The sequence below is a fragment of the Burkholderia sp. BCC1996 genome (assembly GCF_905339955.1).
Taxonomy (GTDB): domain Bacteria; phylum Pseudomonadota; class Gammaproteobacteria; order Burkholderiales; family Burkholderiaceae; genus Burkholderia.
Window position 1 is genome coordinate 166,197 of record NZ_CAJPHM010000008.1, and the last position, 14,779, is coordinate 180,975.

Here is a 14,779-nt window from a genome sequence, read left to right on the forward strand (position 1 = left end):
CGACATTTCAAATGCGGTCGGCGCGTCGGCCTCACGGGGCAGGGCGCGCACGTCATCCGGTCGGGCAATGATCGGGCGTGGGTGGTTCAGGCCGGATCGACCAGGCCCGGGCCGCTCAGCCCGCGACATCCTCCGCCTTCCAGTCCCCCGACTTCCCGCCGCGCTTTTCCCGCACGCTCACCTCGGTGATCACCATCCCGCGATCCACCGCCTTGCACATGTCGTACACGGTGAGCAACCCGACCTGCACGGCCGTCAGCGCTTCCATCTCGACGCCGGTCCGCCCGAACGTCTCGACCTGCGCGACGCAGTGCACGCCCGGCAGCGCATCGTCGAGTTCGAAGTCGACGGCCACGCGCGTCAGCGCGAGCGGGTGACACAGCGGAATGAGGTCGGCGGTGCGCTTCGCGCCCTGGATCGCGGCGATCCGCGCAACGGCGAGCACGTCGCCTTTCTTCGCCTTGCCGTCGCGGATCAGCGCGAAGGTCGCCGGCAGCATCCGGATCGTGCCGCGCGCGATCGCGATGCGTTGCGTTTCCTGCTTGCCGCCGACGTCGACCATGTGTGCGTGGCCGGCAGCGTCGAAATGGGTCAGTCCTGACATGTCTTGCTCCAGTGGAACGGCGTGCGCGCGCGAGCACGTCACTCGATCCTGCTTCGTGACCGGCCGGGGCGCCGAATCCCGTATCCGCACCCCGATCCGATCCAACGTTTCAACGGGCGCCTATCATAGCAGTGGCCTTCGCGGCACCGGGCGCGCAGATGGCGCACTTGCCGCACGGGACAGTTGCGAGGTCGCCGGTACAATGACCCGAATATTCAGACCACACGCCGCAATGCGCGCCCGGCGCGCGGTGCGGCGTCGCTTTCATCCTGCCATGCGTGTCAAACAGTTGCTTGCCGTGTTGCTGTCGGCGGCGCTCGTGCTGCCGCCGAGCGGCCATGCACAGCGCACCTCCACGCTGCCGCTCGAGCCGGCGACCGGCGCCTCGCCGTCGATCTCCACGGTGCCGTCGGGCATCGCGACCGGCGTGTTCGGCACCTACGGCGGCGCGGAAAGCCGGTTTGCCGGCGCCGACGGCGCGTCCGCGCCCGGCGCGAGCCTGCGCGCGCCGCTGCGCACGCTGGAGCTGCCCGACCTCGGCGACGGTTCCGGCGGTTCGCTCACGCCGCAGGCCGAACGCCGTCTCGGCGAGCGCGTGATGCGCGAGGTGCGGCGCGATCCGGACTATCTCGACGACTGGCTCGCACGCGATTACCTGAACGCGATCGCGAAGCGGCTCGCGGCGGCTGCGGCGGCGCGCTACATCGGCGGCTACATGCCGGACTTCGAACTGTTCCCGGTGCGCGATCCGCAGATCAATGCGTTCTCGATGCCGGGCGGCTTCATCGGCATCAACAGCGGGCTGGTCGTCACGACGCAGACGGAATCCGAACTCGCATCGGTGGTCGGCCACGAGATGGGCCACGTGCTGCAGCGGCACATCGCGCGGATGATCGGCGCGAACGAGAAGACCGGCTACACCGCGCTCGCGACGATGCTGCTCGGCGTGCTGGCAGGCGTGCTCGCGCGCAGCGGCGATCTCGGCAGCGCGATCGCGATGGGCGGGCAGGCCTATGCGGTCGACAACCAGCTGCGCTTCTCGCGGTCGGCCGAGCGCGAAGCCGACCGCGTCGGATTCCAACTGCTCGCCGGTGCCGGCTACGACCCGTACGGGATGCCGGGCTTCTTCGAACGGCTCGAGCGCACGTCGATGGGCGACGCGGGCGTGCCGGCCTATGCGCGCACGCACCCGCTGACGGGCGAGCGGATCGCCGACATGGAGGATCGCGCACGCCGCGCGCCGTATCGGCAGCCGCACCAGTCGGCCGAATATGGCTTCGTGCGCGCGCGGTTGCGCATTCTGCAGAACCGCGCGCCGAACGACATCGCGGCCGAGGCGCGCCGGATGCAGCTCGAGCTCGACGATCGGACGGCACCGAACGTCGCGGCGAACGCGTACGGGATCGCGCTCGCGAACACGCTGCTCGGCCAGTACGATGCGGCCGACAAGGCGCTCGCGTCGGCGCGCGCCGCGTTCGACGCGCGCGAGCGGCGCGCGGACGATCCGGCGACGAGTTCGCCGAGCCTTGACGTGCTTGCGGCCGACATCGCCCGCCGCGCGGGACGGACCGACGACGCGGTGCGGCTCGCGGCGCTCGCGCAGCGGCGCTGGCCGGCGTCGCATGCGGCGATCGTCGCGCACCTGCAGGCGCTGATCGCCGCGCGCCGCTTCGCCGACGCGCAGGCGCTCGCGCGCACCCAGACGCGGGCGGACCCCGAGCAGCCGGACTGGTGGGATTACCTCGCGAAGGCGAGCGACGGCCGTGGCGACGTGCTCGCGCGGCGCCGCGCGCTCGCGGAGAAGCTGGCGCTCGACGGCGCGTGGCCGTCGGCGATTCGCCAGCTGAAGGAGGCGCGCGACGCGAAGGACGTGTCGTTCTACGACCAGTCGATCATCGGCGCGCGGCTGCTGGAATTCGAGGCGCGCTACAAGGAAGAGCGCGAGGACGAGAAGAACGGCCGCGGATGACGGCCGTCAGGCGGGCAGGGCGGTTGCGCTTCAGCTTCCGGTGCTGTCGCCGTTCGGCGCGCCCGACGTATCGTGCGCCCGCTGCGCGGGACTCGCGACGAAGCCGAACGTCGCCGGCACGTCGGCACGGGCGAGACTGCCGAGCGGCAGCGTGTGCCCGTCGCGCCAGCGCAGCACGGGCGGCGTCGCGTCGAAGTCCGCGTGATCGGCGAACAGGCCGAGGTCGTGGTCGTGCAGCGCCGCGATGCGCGGCGGCGTGCCGGGCGCGCGCAACAGCACGCCGCCCGCATCGTCGAGCCATGCGGCGTCCGGCTCGAACGGCGCGCCGGTCTGGTCGGCCAGCGTGAGCTGCCCGTCGCGCTCGGCCAGGCGCACGACCCACGGCGTATAGGCGAGCTCGACGTACACGCGTTGCGGCCCGTTCTGGAAGAACCACTGGCCGTGCGCATCGCATTCGTAGTTGCGTCCGATGAACGCGTTCAGCGCCGCATGCCGGACCGGCGAGCCGAGCTCGCCGGCGGCCTGCGCGGCGTCGTCGCGCAGCCGCCATTCACCGCGCCGGTCGAGCAGCAGCCAGCCGGTGCAGTGCGGCACGTTCGGCCACTTGGCGAGGGCCTGCCTGACGATGTCATCCATGGTCGACGAATTTCGAGCAATAGCCGAACACCCGCGCCGACAGCCAGTCGAGGCGGCCGGGGAACGGCCCGGTCATGAATCCCGCATGGCCGCCGTCCGCCGGCTGGTCGAGCTCGACGGCCGGCGACACGTCGGCGGCGCTCGGCAGCGCGGATTCGGGCAGGAACGGATCGTTGCGGGCGTTGAGGATCAGGGTGGGCACGTCGATCGCGGGCAGCAGCGGGCGCGTCGTGGCCTGGGTCCAGTAGTCGTCGGCGTCGGCGAAGCCGTGCAGCGGTGCGGTCACGACTTCGTCGAAGTCGCGCATCGTCACGGCCCGCAGCATCGCGTCGCGGTCGAACAGCCCCGGATACTGGTCGAGCTTCGCGAGCGCCTTGCGTTTCAGCGTCTTCAGGAAGCTGCGCGTATAGACCATCGCGAAGCCCTGCGACAGCGCGCGGCCGCCCGCGTGCACGTCGATCGGCGTCGAGATCGCGGCGGCCGCGTGCACGATCGACGTGTCGCTGCGGTGCTCGCCGAGCCAGCGCAGCAGCACGTTGCCGCCGAGCGACACGCCGGCCGCGACGATCGGCCCGCGATGCCGCGCGGCGAGCCGGCGCAGGATCCAGTCGACCTCGGCGCTGTCGGCGAGATGGTAGAAGCGCGGCTGCCGGTTGAGCTCGCCGCTGCAGCTGCGAAAGTGCGGGACGACCGCGTGCCAGCCCTTCGCGCGCGCGGCGGCCATCATTGCCAGCGCGTAGTGCGAGCCGGAACTGCCTTCGAGGCCGTGGAACAGCACGAACAGCGGCGCGTCGGGCGGCGGCGCGGCACTGTCGAGATGCGCGACCCAGTCGAGATCGATGAAGTCGTGGTCGGGGGTTTCCCATCGCTCGCGTCGGTACGCGACCGCCGGACGCCGTGCGAACAGCGCGGGCACGATGGTTTGGGCATGGCTGTTCGGCAGCCAGCGCGGTGCGCGATAGCGCAGTGAATCGTCGTCGGGGGCCGGGGCCCCGGTCAGCGGCGAGGTGGGCGGAGAAGCCGTACTCATGATCGCCCCGCTAATGCGTTGCTTCGTTCTTCGTCAGTGCAGCGGACCCTGCCCGTGACGGATCTTCGCGGCGAATTGTCCGGCCGCTTGTTCGGGAATCGGGCTCGCGTGAATATGCGCGATGCGCCACTCGCCGCGTTCGTGAATCATCACGTACGTGGCGAAAACCATGTCGGGTTCGGCCGTCAGGTCGGCCTGCTGATGCGCTTCGGCGATCGTGTAGACGACGGTGCCGAGGCTGTCGTAGACGCGGATGTCGAGCGGTTCGATCGTCACGGGGCGCGTCGCGAGCCGGTTGGCCAGCCCGCTGCGGATCTGGTCGAGGCCGTGCAGATGCTCGCCGTCGGCCCAGACGCAGCTGGCGAAGTCCTCGTCGATCCACAACCCCAGCAGCGCGTCGAGATTGGCATCGGCGACGGCCTGGTAGTAGGCGTTCAGCGTATCGGCAGCGGCTTCGAAAAGGCGGGCAAAACGTGGCATCGGGGTTATCTCTCGCGCGCGTCGCGCGCCGTATTCAGCACGGCGGCCCGGATGGAGCCGCCGTACACCGGTGAATCGGATTGCCCGGCGCGTCGTGCGACGCTGCCGGCCAGGGTCAGCGCTGCCCGACGAGCATGCCGCGCAAATCGCCGAATACCTGCTCGGGACCGAGTTCGCGCAGGCACTTCAGATGGCCGAGCGGGCACTCGCGTTCGAAGCAGGGACTGCATTCGAGATGCAGCCATTGTACCTTCGCCAGGTCAGACAGCGGAGGAGTGTGGCGCGGATCGGTCGATCCGTACAGCGCGACGAGCGGCCGGCGCAAGGCGGCCGCGACGTGCATCAGCCCCGAATCGTTGGTCACGACCGCGTTCGCGCGCGCGATCAGCGCACATGCCTCGGACAGCGACGTCTGCCCGCACAGGTTGCGCACGTTCGGCGCGTGGTCGGCGATCGCCTGCGCGGCGGCGGCGTCCTTCTGCGAGCCGAGCGCGACGATCTGCGTGTACGGGAACGACTGGTGGACGATCGTCGCGAGCGTCGCGAAATGCTCGGGCGGCCAGCGCTTGGCCGGGCCGTATTCCGCGCCGGGGCAGAACACGACGAGCGGCTTGCGCGTATCGAGATTGAAACGCGCGGACACGCGCGCCGTCTCGTTCAGGTCGGCGTCGAGGCGCGGCGCGGGCAGCGTCTTCATCGACTCGGGCAGCTTCGCGCCCGGCGCATACGCGAGCGCCGCGTAGTGGGTCGTCATCGGCGCTCGCTCGGCCGACTTGTCCGGGTTCGCGTGCCGCACGTTCAGCAGGCCGTAGCGGTGCTCGCCCGTGTAGCCGATCCGCAGCGGGATGTTCGCGAGCCACGGGATCACCGCGGACTTCAGCGAATTCGGCAGCACGTACGCCGCGTCGTAGCCGACGTCGCGCAGGTCGCTCGCGAGCTGCCAGCGGCGCAGCAGCTGCAGCTTGCCGTGCGCGAGGTCGGTCGCGTAGACATCGTGGATCTCGGGCATCCGCTCGAGCACGGGCGCGACCCAGGTGGGCGCGACGGCATCGATCGCGATGCGGGGATGGAGCTTCTTCAGCAGCGCAAAAAGCGGCTGCGCCATCAATGCGTCACCGATCCAGTTCGGTGCGATAACCAGCGCTCGACGCATCAGGTCGACTTCCGATGTCGTAATGAAGCACGGCGCACAGGCACCGCGTTCGGGTTGTCAGAACAGGAAAAGGGCGGCGCGCCGGGATTCCGGCTGCGCCGCCTTGCGTGCGGCGGGCCCGCGGGCCCGGCCGGCCGGGGCTCAGTGGCCCTTGACCACCTCGCCGTCGCGCAGCTTGTAGCGCGTGCCGCAGTACGGGCAGCGCGCCTCGCCGTGCGACACGTCGATGAACACGCGCGGGTGCGCGCTCCAGCGCGCCATGGCCGGGTTCGGGCAGTAGGCGGGGAGATCCTTGGCCGTCAGCTCGACCAGCGGCATTTCCTTGATTTCGCTCATGAGACTTTCTCTTATCACTCTTTTGTGGGGCGGTCGGTGGCGCAGCGCACTCAGACCTTCGTCAGCCAGTGCGCGTACTTCGCGTTCTTGCCCGACACGATATCGAAAAACGCCGACTGGAGCTTTTCCGTGACCGGGCCGCGCGCGCCGCTGCCGATCGTGCGGTTGTCGAGTTCGCGGATCGGCGTGACTTCGGCGGCCGTGCCCGTGAAGAACGCCTCGTCGGCCGTGTAGACCTCGTCGCGCGTGATGCGCTTCTCGATCACCTCGATGCCGGCGTCCTTCGCGAGCGTGATGACCGTGTCGCGCGTGATGCCGTCGAGGCACGACGACAAGTCGGGCGTGTACAGCTTGCCGTTGTTCACCAGGAAGAAGTTCTCGCCGGAGCCTTCCGACACGTAGCCGTCGACGTCGAGCAGCAGCGCTTCGTCGTAGCCGTCGGCGGTCGCTTCCTGGTTCGCGAGGATCGAGTTCACGTACCAGCCCGACGCCTTCGCGCGCACCATCGACACGTTCACGTGGTGGCGCGTGAACGACGACGTCTTCACGCGGATGCCCTTCGCGAGGCCTTCCTCGCCGAGGTACGCGCCCCACGGCCATGCGGCGATCGCGACGTGGATCGTGTTGCCCTTCGCGGACACGCCGAGCTTTTCCGAGCCGACCCAGATGATCGGGCGCAGGTAGCACGACTCGAGCTTGTTCTCGCGCACGACTTCGAGCTGCGCGGCTTCGAGCGTTTCCCGGTCGAACGGCACGTCCATCTGGAAAATCTTCGCCGAATTCAGCAGACGTTTGGTGTGCTCGCGCAGACGGAAGATCGCGGTGCTGCCGTCGGCCGTCTTGTACGCACGCACGCCCTCGAAGACGCCCATGCCGTAGTGCAGCGTATGGGTCAGGACGTGGATCTTGGCGTCGCGCCAGTCGATCAGCTTGCCGTCCATCCAGATCTTGCCGTCGCGGTCGGCCATTGACATAGGATTCTCCTGGAAGCGGTGAGGTGCTGCGGGTTGTGTGCAGCGTTGAGCCGGAAAGACGCATATTTTAGCGTCATTTGGCGTCGAGCCGGTCGGTCGGCCGAGGGCCGGGGCTATAATCGTCCGGCACCGATTCCAATGACGACGGGCCGTGCCGGCGGGAGACGCCGGAGCCCGGACGAACCGCCCGCTGCGGCCCGCCTTCCCATGCTCGCTCGATTGTCCGCCACCGACCGCTTCGCGCTGATCCAGGGCGCGCGCGACTATTCCCCGACCCTGATGGCGATCCTGTCCTGGGGGCTCGTCACCGGCGTCGCGATGAGCAAGTCGGTGATGACGCTCGGGCAGGCGAGCGCGATGTCGATCTTCGTCTACGCGGGCTCGTCGCAGCTCGCGGTGCTGCCGCTCCTCGTCGCGAAGCTGCCGATCTGGACGATCCTGCTCACGGCCACGATGGTCAACCTGCGCTTCGTGATCTTCAGCGCCGGGCTTGCTCCCCATTTTTCCTACCTGCCGCTGTGGCGGCGCCTCGCGATCGGCTATTTCAACGGCGACGTGATCTACCTGCTGTTCCAGAAACAGGGCTTCGCGAACGGCCACGTGCCGGGCAAGGAGGCGTATTTCTGGGGAATGGCGCTCGCGAGCTGGGCGTCGTGGCAGGCGTCGTCGCTCGCCGGCATCCTGCTCGCGAGCTTCGTTCCCGCGAGCTGGGGGCTGGAGCTGGCCGGCACGCTCGCGCTGATCCCGATCATGGTGTCGGCGGTCGCGAACCGCTCGACGCTCGCGGCCGTCGCGGTCGCCGGCATCGTGTCGCTCGTCGCGTTCGACCTGCCGTACCGGCTCGCGCTGCCGATCGCGGTGCTGGCCGCGCTCGCGGCGGGCAGTATGGCCGATTTCTTCGTCGAACGGGCCGACTGGCGGCGCATCCGTACCGAAACCGTGCACGAGAAGGAGATCGAATGAGCGCGACCGAGATCTGGATCGTGATCGTCGGGATGACGGTCGTCACGGCCGTCACGCGCGCGCTGTTCCTGCTCGGCGGCGAACGCACCGTGCTGCCCGAGCGCGCCCAGCGCGCGCTGCGCTATGCGCCGGCCGCCGCGCTCGTCGCGGTCGTGCTGCCCGACGTGCTCGAAACGCCGGCCGGGCTGTCGTTCGCGCTGTCCAACCATCCGTTCTACGCGGCGCTCGCCGGCCTCGGCTGGTTCTTGTGGCGGCGCAGCATGCTCGGTACGATCGTCATCGGGATGCTCGTCTTCACCGTGCTGCGCTTAATCTTCTGACGAATCGCCGCGCCGGCCGGCCGGGGCCGGCCGCTGGCGCGCGCGCATTGCTGCGTTGCGGCAATGTGTCGACGGCCACGCGCGATCCCAAATAGGCGGAATTCGCCGCCGCACGGGTCAGTCTGCCGGATGGATCGGCTAGAATGCCCGTTCGAGATTTTTTACCCGTGCGCGTCATGCGAACCGCCAGCCACGGCCGCATCCGGCGCCCTTTCGCGGCAGCCCGCGCACGTCCAGCGTGAACCCCCTTTCCCCATCCACTACTTCAATCTGTTCAACATGAGCCAAGTCAAGCGTCTTACCGACCTGATCGCCGCCGGCCAGCTCGCCGGCAAGCGGGTGTTCATCCGCGCCGACCTGAACGTCCCGCAGGACGATCAAGGCAACATCACCGAAGACACGCGCGTGCGCGCGTCCGTGCCGGCCATCCAGGCCGCGCTCGACGCCGGCGCGGCCGTGATGGTCACGTCGCACCTCGGTCGTCCGACCGAAGGCGAATTCAAGCCGGAAGACTCGCTCGCGCCGGTCGCGAAGCGACTCGCCGAACTGCTCGGCCGCGACGTGCCGCTCGTCTCGAACTGGGTCGAGAACGGCGTGAACGTCGCGCCGGGCCAGGTCGTGCTGCTCGAGAACTGCCGCGTGAACAAGGGCGAGAAGAAGAATTCGGACGAGCTCGCCCAGAAGATGGCGAAGCTCTGCGACGTGTACGTGAACGACGCGTTCGGCACCGCGCACCGCGCGGAAGCGACCACCCACGGGATCGCGAAGTACGCGCCCGTCGCATGCGCGGGCCCGCTGCTGGCCGCCGAACTCGACGCGCTCGGCAAGGCGCTCGGCAACCCGGCGCGTCCGCTGGTCGCGATCGTCGCCGGTTCCAAGGTGTCGACCAAGCTGACCATTCTCAAGTCGCTGGCCGGCAAGGTCGACCAGCTGATCGTCGGCGGCGGCATCGCGAACACGTTCATGCTCGCGGCCGGCCTGTCGATCGGCAAGTCGCTCGCGGAAGCCGATCTCGTCGCCGAGGCGAAGGCGATCATCGACGAGGCGCGCGAGCGCGGCGCGTCGGTGCCGATCCCGAGCGACGTGGTCACCGCGAAGGAATTCTCGCCGACGGCCGCGGCCACGGTGAAGCAGGTCGCCGACATCGAAGCGGACGACATGATCCTCGACATCGGCCCGGATACGGCCCGCGCGCTCGCGAGCCAGCTCGAGAAGGCCGGCACGATTGTGTGGAACGGCCCGGTCGGCGTGTTCGAGTTCGACCAGTTCGGCAACGGCACCAAGACGCTCGCCGAAGCGATCGCCAAATCGTCCGCGTTCTCGATCGCGGGCGGCGGCGACACGCTCGCGGCCATCGCGAAGTACGGCATCCACGACCAGGTCAGCTACATCTCGACGGGCGGCGGCGCCTTCCTCGAGTTCCTCGAGGGGAAGAAGCTGCCGGCGGTGGAAGTGCTCGAAACGCGGGCGGCCTGAGCGTGGTGGCGCGCGCAGGGGTGACGAAGGCCGCGCGCTCCGCGAAAGCGGAGCAGCCGGCCGGCGCGGGCAAGCGCAAACGCGCGCCCGCGCGGGCGAACTCAACCCCGCGCGCACCGGCGGCCGCCGGCGACGCGGCCATGCAGCACCACGAGATTCAGAACAAAGCGATGCCGGGCGCAAGCACCGGCACGCCCCCCGGAACGGCCGCCGCTGGGCTCGCCGATTCCGGCTCTCGCAGCGTTTCACCCAGCGCATCCACCTTGATCCAGATGAGGAGTTTCATGCAGCGCGCCACCAAGATAGTCGCCACGATCGGCCCGGCTTCCAGTTCGCCGGAGATTCTGCTGCAGATGATGCAGGCGGGCCTCGACGTCGTGCGGCTCAATTTTTCGCACGGCACGGCCGACGATCACCGCCAGCGCGCCGAGATGGTGCGCGAGGCCGCCCGCAGGGTCGGCCGCGAGATCGCGATCATGGCCGACCTCCAGGGCCCGAAGATCCGCGTCGGCAAGTTCGAGAACGGCAAGACGACGCTCGTGCCGGGCCAGGCCTTCATCCTCGACGCGGGCTGCGAGCTCGGTAACGACGAGCGGGTCGGCCTCGACTACAAGGAACTGCCGCGCGACCTGAAGCCGGGCGACCTGCTGCTGCTGAACGACGGCCTGATCGTGCTGACCGTCGAGCGCGTGCTCGGCGACGAGATTCACACGATCGTCAAGGTGGGCGGCGAGCTGTCGAACAACAAGGGGATCAACCGCCAGGGCGGCGGCCTGTCGGCGCCCGCGCTGACCGCGAAGGACATGGAAGACATCCGCACGGCGATGTCGCTCGGCGCGGATCTCGTCGCGGTGTCGTTCCCGAAGAACGCGACTGACATGGAAATGGCGCGCCAGCTCGCGAACATCGCGGGCGCGCCGTACGGCATCAAGCCGAAGATGATCGCGAAGATCGAGCGCGCGGAGGCGATTCCGGCGCTGCAGAGCATCCTCGACGCGTCCGACGGCATCATGGTCGCGCGCGGCGACCTCGCGGTGGAAGTCGGCAACGCGGCCGTGCCGGCGCTGCAGAAGCGCATGATCCGGATGGCGCGCGAGTCGAACAAGCTCGTGATCACCGCGACGCAGATGATGGAATCGATGATCCACGCGCCCGTGCCGACCCGCGCGGAAGTGTCGGACGTCGCGAACGCGGTGCTCGACGGCACCGACGCGGTGATGCTGTCCGCCGAGACGGCCGCCGGCAAGTACCCGGTCGTCACGATCGAGACGATGGCGGCCGTGTGCGTCGAGGCGGAAAAGTCGGAACACGTCGAACTCGACAAGGATTTCCTCGACCGCACGTTCACGCGGATCGACCAGTCGATCGCGATGGGCGCGTTGTTTACCGCCTATCACCTGGGTGCGAAGGCGATCGTCGCGCTGACCGAATCGGGCGCGACCGCGCTGTGGATGTCGCGTCACTACACGCACGTGCCGATCTTCGCGCTGACGCCGCGCGTCGGCAGCGAGCGCACGATGGCGCTGTACCGCAACGTGACGCCGCTGCACGTCGACTTCAACAGCGACCGCGACTCGGCGCTGCAGGCGGCGCTCGAGATCGTCGTCAAGCAGGGCTACGTGCAGCACGGCGACATGGTCGTGCTGACCGTCGGCGAGCCGATGGGGCAGGCGGGCGGCACCAACACGCTGAAGATCGTGCGGGTCGGCGAACATTATTGAGCGCCGGCGTGCACCGGGCCGGTCCGTCGACCGGTCCGACGGCCGCCCGAACTGATCGGGCACCGTTTATTCGACGAAAGCCGCGCGGGGTCCGATGCCCCGCGCGGCTTTTTTTCTATTTTTTGGCGGCATTGTGCCGTGCGAAGGTAACAAAATGCGAGTACGCGCCACCGGGCGGTCGGAATCGGAGGCGCTTCGCGATAAAATGCGGCTATTCGACGCTCAGCCGCGCCGTGCCGCCCCGGATTCGACGGGGAGCGAGCGCCGCGCCGGCGTCAGGGCGCACCGGTTTTCATTCCAAGGAGTTCCACAATGCCTCTCGTATCAATGCGTCAATTGCTGGACCACGCGGCAGAGCACGGTTACGGCCTGCCGGCCTTCAACGTGAACAACCTGGAGCAGGTCCAGGCGATCATGGCGGCAGCGGACCAGGTCGGCGCGCCCGTGATCATGCAGGCATCGGCCGGTGCGCGTAAGTACGCGGGCGAGCCGTTCCTGCGCCACCTGATCGAAGCGGCGGTCGAGTCGTATCCGCACATCCCGGTCGTGATGCACCAGGATCACGGCCAGTCGCCGGCCGTCTGTACGGCCGCGATCCGCAGCGGCTTCACCAGTGTGATGATGGACGGTTCGCTCGAAGCCGACGGCAAGACGGTCGCCTCGTACGAATACAACGTCGACGTGTCGCGCAAGGTTGTCGAGATGGCGCACTCGATCGGCGTGACGGTCGAAGCCGAACTCGGCGTGCTCGGCTCGCTCGAGACGATGAAGGGCGACAAGGAAGACGGCCACGGCGCGGAAGGCACGATGACCCGCGAGCAGCTTCTGACCGATCCGGAGCAGGCCGCCGACTTCGTGAAGCTCACGCAGTGCGACGCGCTCGCGATCGCGATCGGCACCTCGCACGGTGCGTACAAGTTCTCGAAGAAGCCGACGGGCGACATCCTGTCGATCCAGCGCATCAAGGAAATCCACGCACGCATCCCGAACACGCACCTGGTGATGCACGGTTCGTCGTCGGTGCCGCAGGAACTGCTGGCCGAGATCCGCGAATTCGGCGGCGACATGAAGGAAACCTACGGCGTGCCGGTCGAGGAAATCCAGGAAGGCATCAAGCACGGCGTGCGCAAGATCAACATCGACACCGACCTGCGTCTCGCGATCACCGGCGCGATCCGCCGCTACCTGTTCGAGAACCCGGGCAAGTTCGATCCGCGCGACTACCTGAAGCCCGCGCGCGAAGCGGCGAAGCAGGTCTGCGTCGATCGCTACCTCGCGTTCGGCTGCGAAGGCCAGGCCGCGAAGATCAAGCCGGTGTCGCTCGACAAGATCGCCGAACAGTACAAGTCCGGCGCGCTCGCGCAGGTCGTGCGCTGAGACTGTAGTACGATTGCCCCGCCCGGTTTCGCGCCGGGCCGGGGCTGACTGCCTTGGGGCCGGATCGGATCCGGCTCCGGCAGCCGTTCCGTCCGGCCGAACAAGGGCCGGCCGGCAACCGACGGGCGTGATCTCCCGGCGGTTCGCCGACGCATTGCAAGACCGCCGTTCCCGCCTGCCGCGGGGAACGGCGTTTCCCTTTTTGTTTGGCTCCTTATCTGCGAAAAGACGATGTCTACCCTTTACGAATCCACGCTCCGCTCGCTGCCGCTCCTCGGTCGCGGCAAGGTCCGCGACAACTACGCGGTCGGCAACGACAAGCTCCTGATCGTCACGACCGACCGCCTGTCGGCATTCGACGTGATCATGGGCGAGCCGATTCCGAACAAGGGCCGCGTGCTGAACCAGATGGCGAACTTCTGGTTCGACAAGCTCGCGCACATCGTGCCGAACCACCTGACGGGCGACACGCCGGAAGCGGTCGTCGCGGCCGACGAGGTCGAGCAGGTCAAGGGCCGCGCCGTGGTCGTCAAGCGCCTCGAGCCGATCATGATCGAGGCGGTCGTGCGCGGCTACCTGGCCGGCAGCGGCTGGAAGGAATACCAGGCGTCGGGCGCCGTGTGCGGCGTCAAGCTGCCGGAAGGCCTGCAGAACGCGCAGAAGCTGCCCGAGCCGATCTTCACGCCGGCCGCGAAGGCCGAGCTCGGCGAGCACGACGAGAACATCACGTTCGAGGAAACCGAGCGCCGCATCGGCACCGAGCTGGCCGCGACGATCCGCGACATCTCGATCCGCCTGTACAAGGAAGCAGCCGACTACGCGGCGACGCGCGGCATCATCATCGCCGACACGAAGTTCGAATTCGGCCTCGACAACCACGGCAAGCTGTACCTGATGGACGAAGTGCTGACGGCCGATTCGTCGCGCTTCTGGCCGGCCGACCAGTACCAGGTCGGCACCAACCCGCCGTCGTTCGACAAGCAGTTCGTGCGCGACTGGCTCGAGGCGCAGCCGTGGGGCAAGACCGCGCCGGCACCGGCACTGCCGGCCGACGTCGTCGAGAAGACGGCCGCGAAGTACCAGGAAGCGCTCGAGCGCATCACCGGCCAGCCGCTCGCCTGAACGAAGGAACGCACGAAATGAGTGAAGTCCAGACTGCCCACACGCACAGCGCGCCGCTCGTCGGCGTGCTGATGGGTTCGAGTTCCGACTGGGACGTGATGAAGAACGCGGTCGCGATCCTGCAGGAATTCGGCGTGCCGTACGAAGCGAAGGTCGTGTCCGCGCACCGGATGCCCGACGAGATGTTCGACTACGCGGAGAAGGCGCGCGAGCGCGGGCTGCGCGCGATCATCGCGGGCGCCGGCGGTGCCGCGCACCTGCCCGGCATGCTGGCCGCGAAAACCACGGTGCCGGTGCTCGGCGTACCGGTCGCGAGCAAGTACCTGAAGGGCGTCGATTCGCTGCACTCGATCGTGCAGATGCCGAAGGGCGTGCCGGTCGCGACGTTCGCGATCGGCGAGGCCGGCGCCGCGAATGCCGCGCTGTTCGCGGTGTCGATCCTGTCCGGCAACTCGGTCGACTACGCGAACCGGCTCGCCGCGTTCCGCGTGCGCCAGAACGAAGCCGCGCACGCGATGGTGCTGCCGCCGCTCGCGTGACGGCGCACCGGCGGCCGCACTGCGATGCCAGCGGCCGCCTGATCCTCCCCACTGCGGCGGGCGTTGCTCGCCGCGACCG

16 protein-coding genes are annotated in these 14,779 nt (G+C 68.6%); 8 read left to right on the forward strand and 8 right to left on the reverse strand.

The annotated features are described in order from the left end of the window. Positions 1 to 115 precede the first annotated feature (115 nt). The gene (gene moaC, locus U4Z64_RS14230; RefSeq protein ID WP_321820289.1) at positions 116 to 604 is read right to left on the reverse strand and encodes a cyclic pyranopterin monophosphate synthase MoaC; all 489 of its coding nucleotides are present in this window, start codon (positions 602 to 604) and stop codon (positions 116 to 118) included. A 274-nt stretch (positions 605 to 878) separates the two neighbouring features. On the opposite strand from moaC, the gene U4Z64_RS14235 reads away from it, so the two are divergent. Further along, a complete protein-coding gene (locus tag U4Z64_RS14235) occupies positions 879 to 2,573 on the forward strand; it encodes a M48 family metalloprotease (RefSeq protein WP_321820290.1) in 1,695 nt (564 codons plus the stop codon). A gap of 30 nt (positions 2,574 to 2,603) precedes the next feature. Here U4Z64_RS14235 and U4Z64_RS14240 read toward each other — a convergent pair whose 3' ends face one another. The 6 genes from U4Z64_RS14240 to U4Z64_RS14265 all read right to left on the reverse strand — a co-directional run bounded on the left by U4Z64_RS14240 (position 2,604) and on the right by U4Z64_RS14265 (position 7,182). Next, entirely contained in the window at positions 2,604 to 3,209 is a 606-nt protein-coding gene (locus U4Z64_RS14240) for a DUF2946 family protein (protein ID WP_321820291.1), read from the reverse strand. Beyond that, positions 3,202 to 4,239, reverse strand: coding sequence for a hydrolase (locus U4Z64_RS14245; RefSeq protein WP_044844510.1), 1,038 nt, complete (start codon positions 4,237 to 4,239; stop codon positions 3,202 to 3,204). Before U4Z64_RS14245 ends, U4Z64_RS14240 begins: the two co-directional genes overlap by 8 nt. Before the next feature lie 33 nt (positions 4,240 to 4,272). Then, on the reverse strand, positions 4,273 to 4,719 hold the full coding sequence (locus U4Z64_RS14250) for a nuclear transport factor 2 family protein (RefSeq protein WP_006749968.1): 447 nt from the start codon (positions 4,717 to 4,719) through the stop codon (positions 4,273 to 4,275). A gap of 115 nt (positions 4,720 to 4,834) precedes the next feature. Continuing rightward, the gene (waaF, locus tag U4Z64_RS14255; RefSeq protein WP_044844509.1) at positions 4,835 to 5,872 is read right to left on the reverse strand and encodes a lipopolysaccharide heptosyltransferase II; all 1,038 of its coding nucleotides are present in this window, start codon (positions 5,870 to 5,872) and stop codon (positions 4,835 to 4,837) included. Positions 5,873 to 6,013: 141 nt separating this feature from the next. Continuing rightward, positions 6,014 to 6,208: a zinc-finger domain-containing protein gene (locus U4Z64_RS14260; RefSeq protein ID WP_006749970.1), complete on the reverse strand. Its 195-nt coding sequence runs from the start codon at positions 6,206 to 6,208 to the stop codon at positions 6,014 to 6,016. Positions 6,209 to 6,258: 50 nt separating this feature from the next. After that, the gene (locus U4Z64_RS14265) at positions 6,259 to 7,182 is read right to left on the reverse strand and encodes a branched-chain amino acid transaminase (protein ID WP_047898927.1); all 924 of its coding nucleotides are present in this window, start codon (positions 7,180 to 7,182) and stop codon (positions 6,259 to 6,261) included. A 207-nt stretch (positions 7,183 to 7,389) separates the two neighbouring features. Between U4Z64_RS14265 and U4Z64_RS14270 the strand changes: the two genes are divergently transcribed. From U4Z64_RS14270 to U4Z64_RS14280, 3 genes are all read left to right on the forward strand, one after another. Continuing rightward, complete coding sequence (locus tag U4Z64_RS14270) at positions 7,390 to 8,145, forward strand: AzlC family ABC transporter permease (RefSeq protein ID WP_124486923.1); 756 nt, start codon at positions 7,390 to 7,392, stop codon at positions 8,143 to 8,145. Continuing rightward, positions 8,142 to 8,465, forward strand: coding sequence for an AzlD domain-containing protein (locus tag U4Z64_RS14275; protein ID WP_124486924.1), 324 nt, complete (start codon positions 8,142 to 8,144; stop codon positions 8,463 to 8,465). The genes U4Z64_RS14270 and U4Z64_RS14275 overlap by 4 nt, the downstream gene beginning before the upstream one ends. A gap of 279 nt (positions 8,466 to 8,744) precedes the next feature. Continuing rightward, positions 8,745 to 9,941, forward strand: coding sequence for a phosphoglycerate kinase (locus U4Z64_RS14280; RefSeq protein ID WP_124521091.1), 1,197 nt, complete (start codon positions 8,745 to 8,747; stop codon positions 9,939 to 9,941). Between the two features lie 157 nt (positions 9,942 to 10,098). Here the strand turns inward: U4Z64_RS14280 and U4Z64_RS14285 are convergent, their stop codons facing one another. Then, positions 10,099 to 10,227: a hypothetical protein gene (locus tag U4Z64_RS14285; protein WP_257773798.1), complete on the reverse strand. Its 129-nt coding sequence runs from the start codon at positions 10,225 to 10,227 to the stop codon at positions 10,099 to 10,101. Between U4Z64_RS14285 and pyk the strand changes: the two genes are divergently transcribed. From pyk to purE, 4 genes are all read left to right on the forward strand, one after another. After that, entirely contained in the window at positions 10,226 to 11,662 is a 1,437-nt protein-coding gene (pyk, locus tag U4Z64_RS14290) for a pyruvate kinase (protein ID WP_044844504.1), read from the forward strand. The two genes, U4Z64_RS14285 and pyk, sit on opposite strands and share 2 nt — an antisense overlap. Positions 11,663 to 11,974: 312 nt before the next feature. Continuing rightward, the gene (gene fba / locus U4Z64_RS14295; RefSeq protein ID WP_044844503.1) at positions 11,975 to 13,039 is read left to right on the forward strand and encodes a class II fructose-bisphosphate aldolase; all 1,065 of its coding nucleotides are present in this window, start codon (positions 11,975 to 11,977) and stop codon (positions 13,037 to 13,039) included. A gap of 231 nt (positions 13,040 to 13,270) precedes the next feature. Then, positions 13,271 to 14,161 (forward strand): phosphoribosylaminoimidazolesuccinocarboxamide synthase, encoded by an 891-nt coding sequence (locus tag U4Z64_RS14300; RefSeq protein WP_124521093.1) that lies wholly within the window; start codon positions 13,271 to 13,273, stop codon positions 14,159 to 14,161. Positions 14,162 to 14,178: 17 nt separating this feature from the next. Then, the gene (gene purE, locus U4Z64_RS14305; RefSeq protein ID WP_044844501.1) at positions 14,179 to 14,700 is read left to right on the forward strand and encodes a 5-(carboxyamino)imidazole ribonucleotide mutase; all 522 of its coding nucleotides are present in this window, start codon (positions 14,179 to 14,181) and stop codon (positions 14,698 to 14,700) included. Positions 14,701 to 14,779: the final 79 nt, after the last annotated feature.

What these genes read in the sequence shown, in the direction of transcription:
- moaC (WP_321820289.1), bottom strand. Translation starts at nt 604, where the DNA reads ATGTCAGGACTGACCCATTTCGACGCTGCCGGCCACGCACACATGGTC.
- U4Z64_RS14235 (WP_321820290.1), top strand. Translation starts at nt 879, where the DNA reads ATGCGTGTCAAACAGTTGCTTGCCGTGTTGCTGTCGGCGGCGCTCGTG.
- U4Z64_RS14240 (WP_321820291.1), bottom strand. Translation starts at nt 3,209, where the DNA reads ATGGATGACATCGTCAGGCAGGCCCTCGCCAAGTGGCCGAACGTGCCG.
- U4Z64_RS14245 (WP_044844510.1), bottom strand. Translation starts at nt 4,239, where the DNA reads ATGAGTACGGCTTCTCCGCCCACCTCGCCGCTGACCGGGGCCCCGGCC.
- U4Z64_RS14250 (WP_006749968.1), bottom strand. Translation starts at nt 4,719, where the DNA reads ATGCCACGTTTTGCCCGCCTTTTCGAAGCCGCTGCCGATACGCTGAAC.
- waaF (WP_044844509.1), bottom strand. Translation starts at nt 5,872, where the DNA reads ATGCGTCGAGCGCTGGTTATCGCACCGAACTGGATCGGTGACGCATTG.
- U4Z64_RS14260 (WP_006749970.1), bottom strand. Translation starts at nt 6,208, where the DNA reads ATGAGCGAAATCAAGGAAATGCCGCTGGTCGAGCTGACGGCCAAGGAT.
- U4Z64_RS14265 (WP_047898927.1), bottom strand. Translation starts at nt 7,182, where the DNA reads ATGTCAATGGCCGACCGCGACGGCAAGATCTGGATGGACGGCAAGCTG.
- U4Z64_RS14270 (WP_124486923.1), top strand. Translation starts at nt 7,390, where the DNA reads ATGCTCGCTCGATTGTCCGCCACCGACCGCTTCGCGCTGATCCAGGGC.
- U4Z64_RS14275 (WP_124486924.1), top strand. Translation starts at nt 8,142, where the DNA reads ATGAGCGCGACCGAGATCTGGATCGTGATCGTCGGGATGACGGTCGTC.
- U4Z64_RS14280 (WP_124521091.1), top strand. Translation starts at nt 8,745, where the DNA reads ATGAGCCAAGTCAAGCGTCTTACCGACCTGATCGCCGCCGGCCAGCTC.
- pyk (WP_044844504.1), top strand. Translation starts at nt 10,226, where the DNA reads ATGCAGCGCGCCACCAAGATAGTCGCCACGATCGGCCCGGCTTCCAGT.
- U4Z64_RS14285 (WP_257773798.1), bottom strand. Translation starts at nt 10,227, where the DNA reads ATGAAACTCCTCATCTGGATCAAGGTGGATGCGCTGGGTGAAACGCTG.
- fba (WP_044844503.1), top strand. Translation starts at nt 11,975, where the DNA reads ATGCCTCTCGTATCAATGCGTCAATTGCTGGACCACGCGGCAGAGCAC.
- U4Z64_RS14300 (WP_124521093.1), top strand. Translation starts at nt 13,271, where the DNA reads ATGTCTACCCTTTACGAATCCACGCTCCGCTCGCTGCCGCTCCTCGGT.
- purE (WP_044844501.1), top strand. Translation starts at nt 14,179, where the DNA reads ATGAGTGAAGTCCAGACTGCCCACACGCACAGCGCGCCGCTCGTCGGC.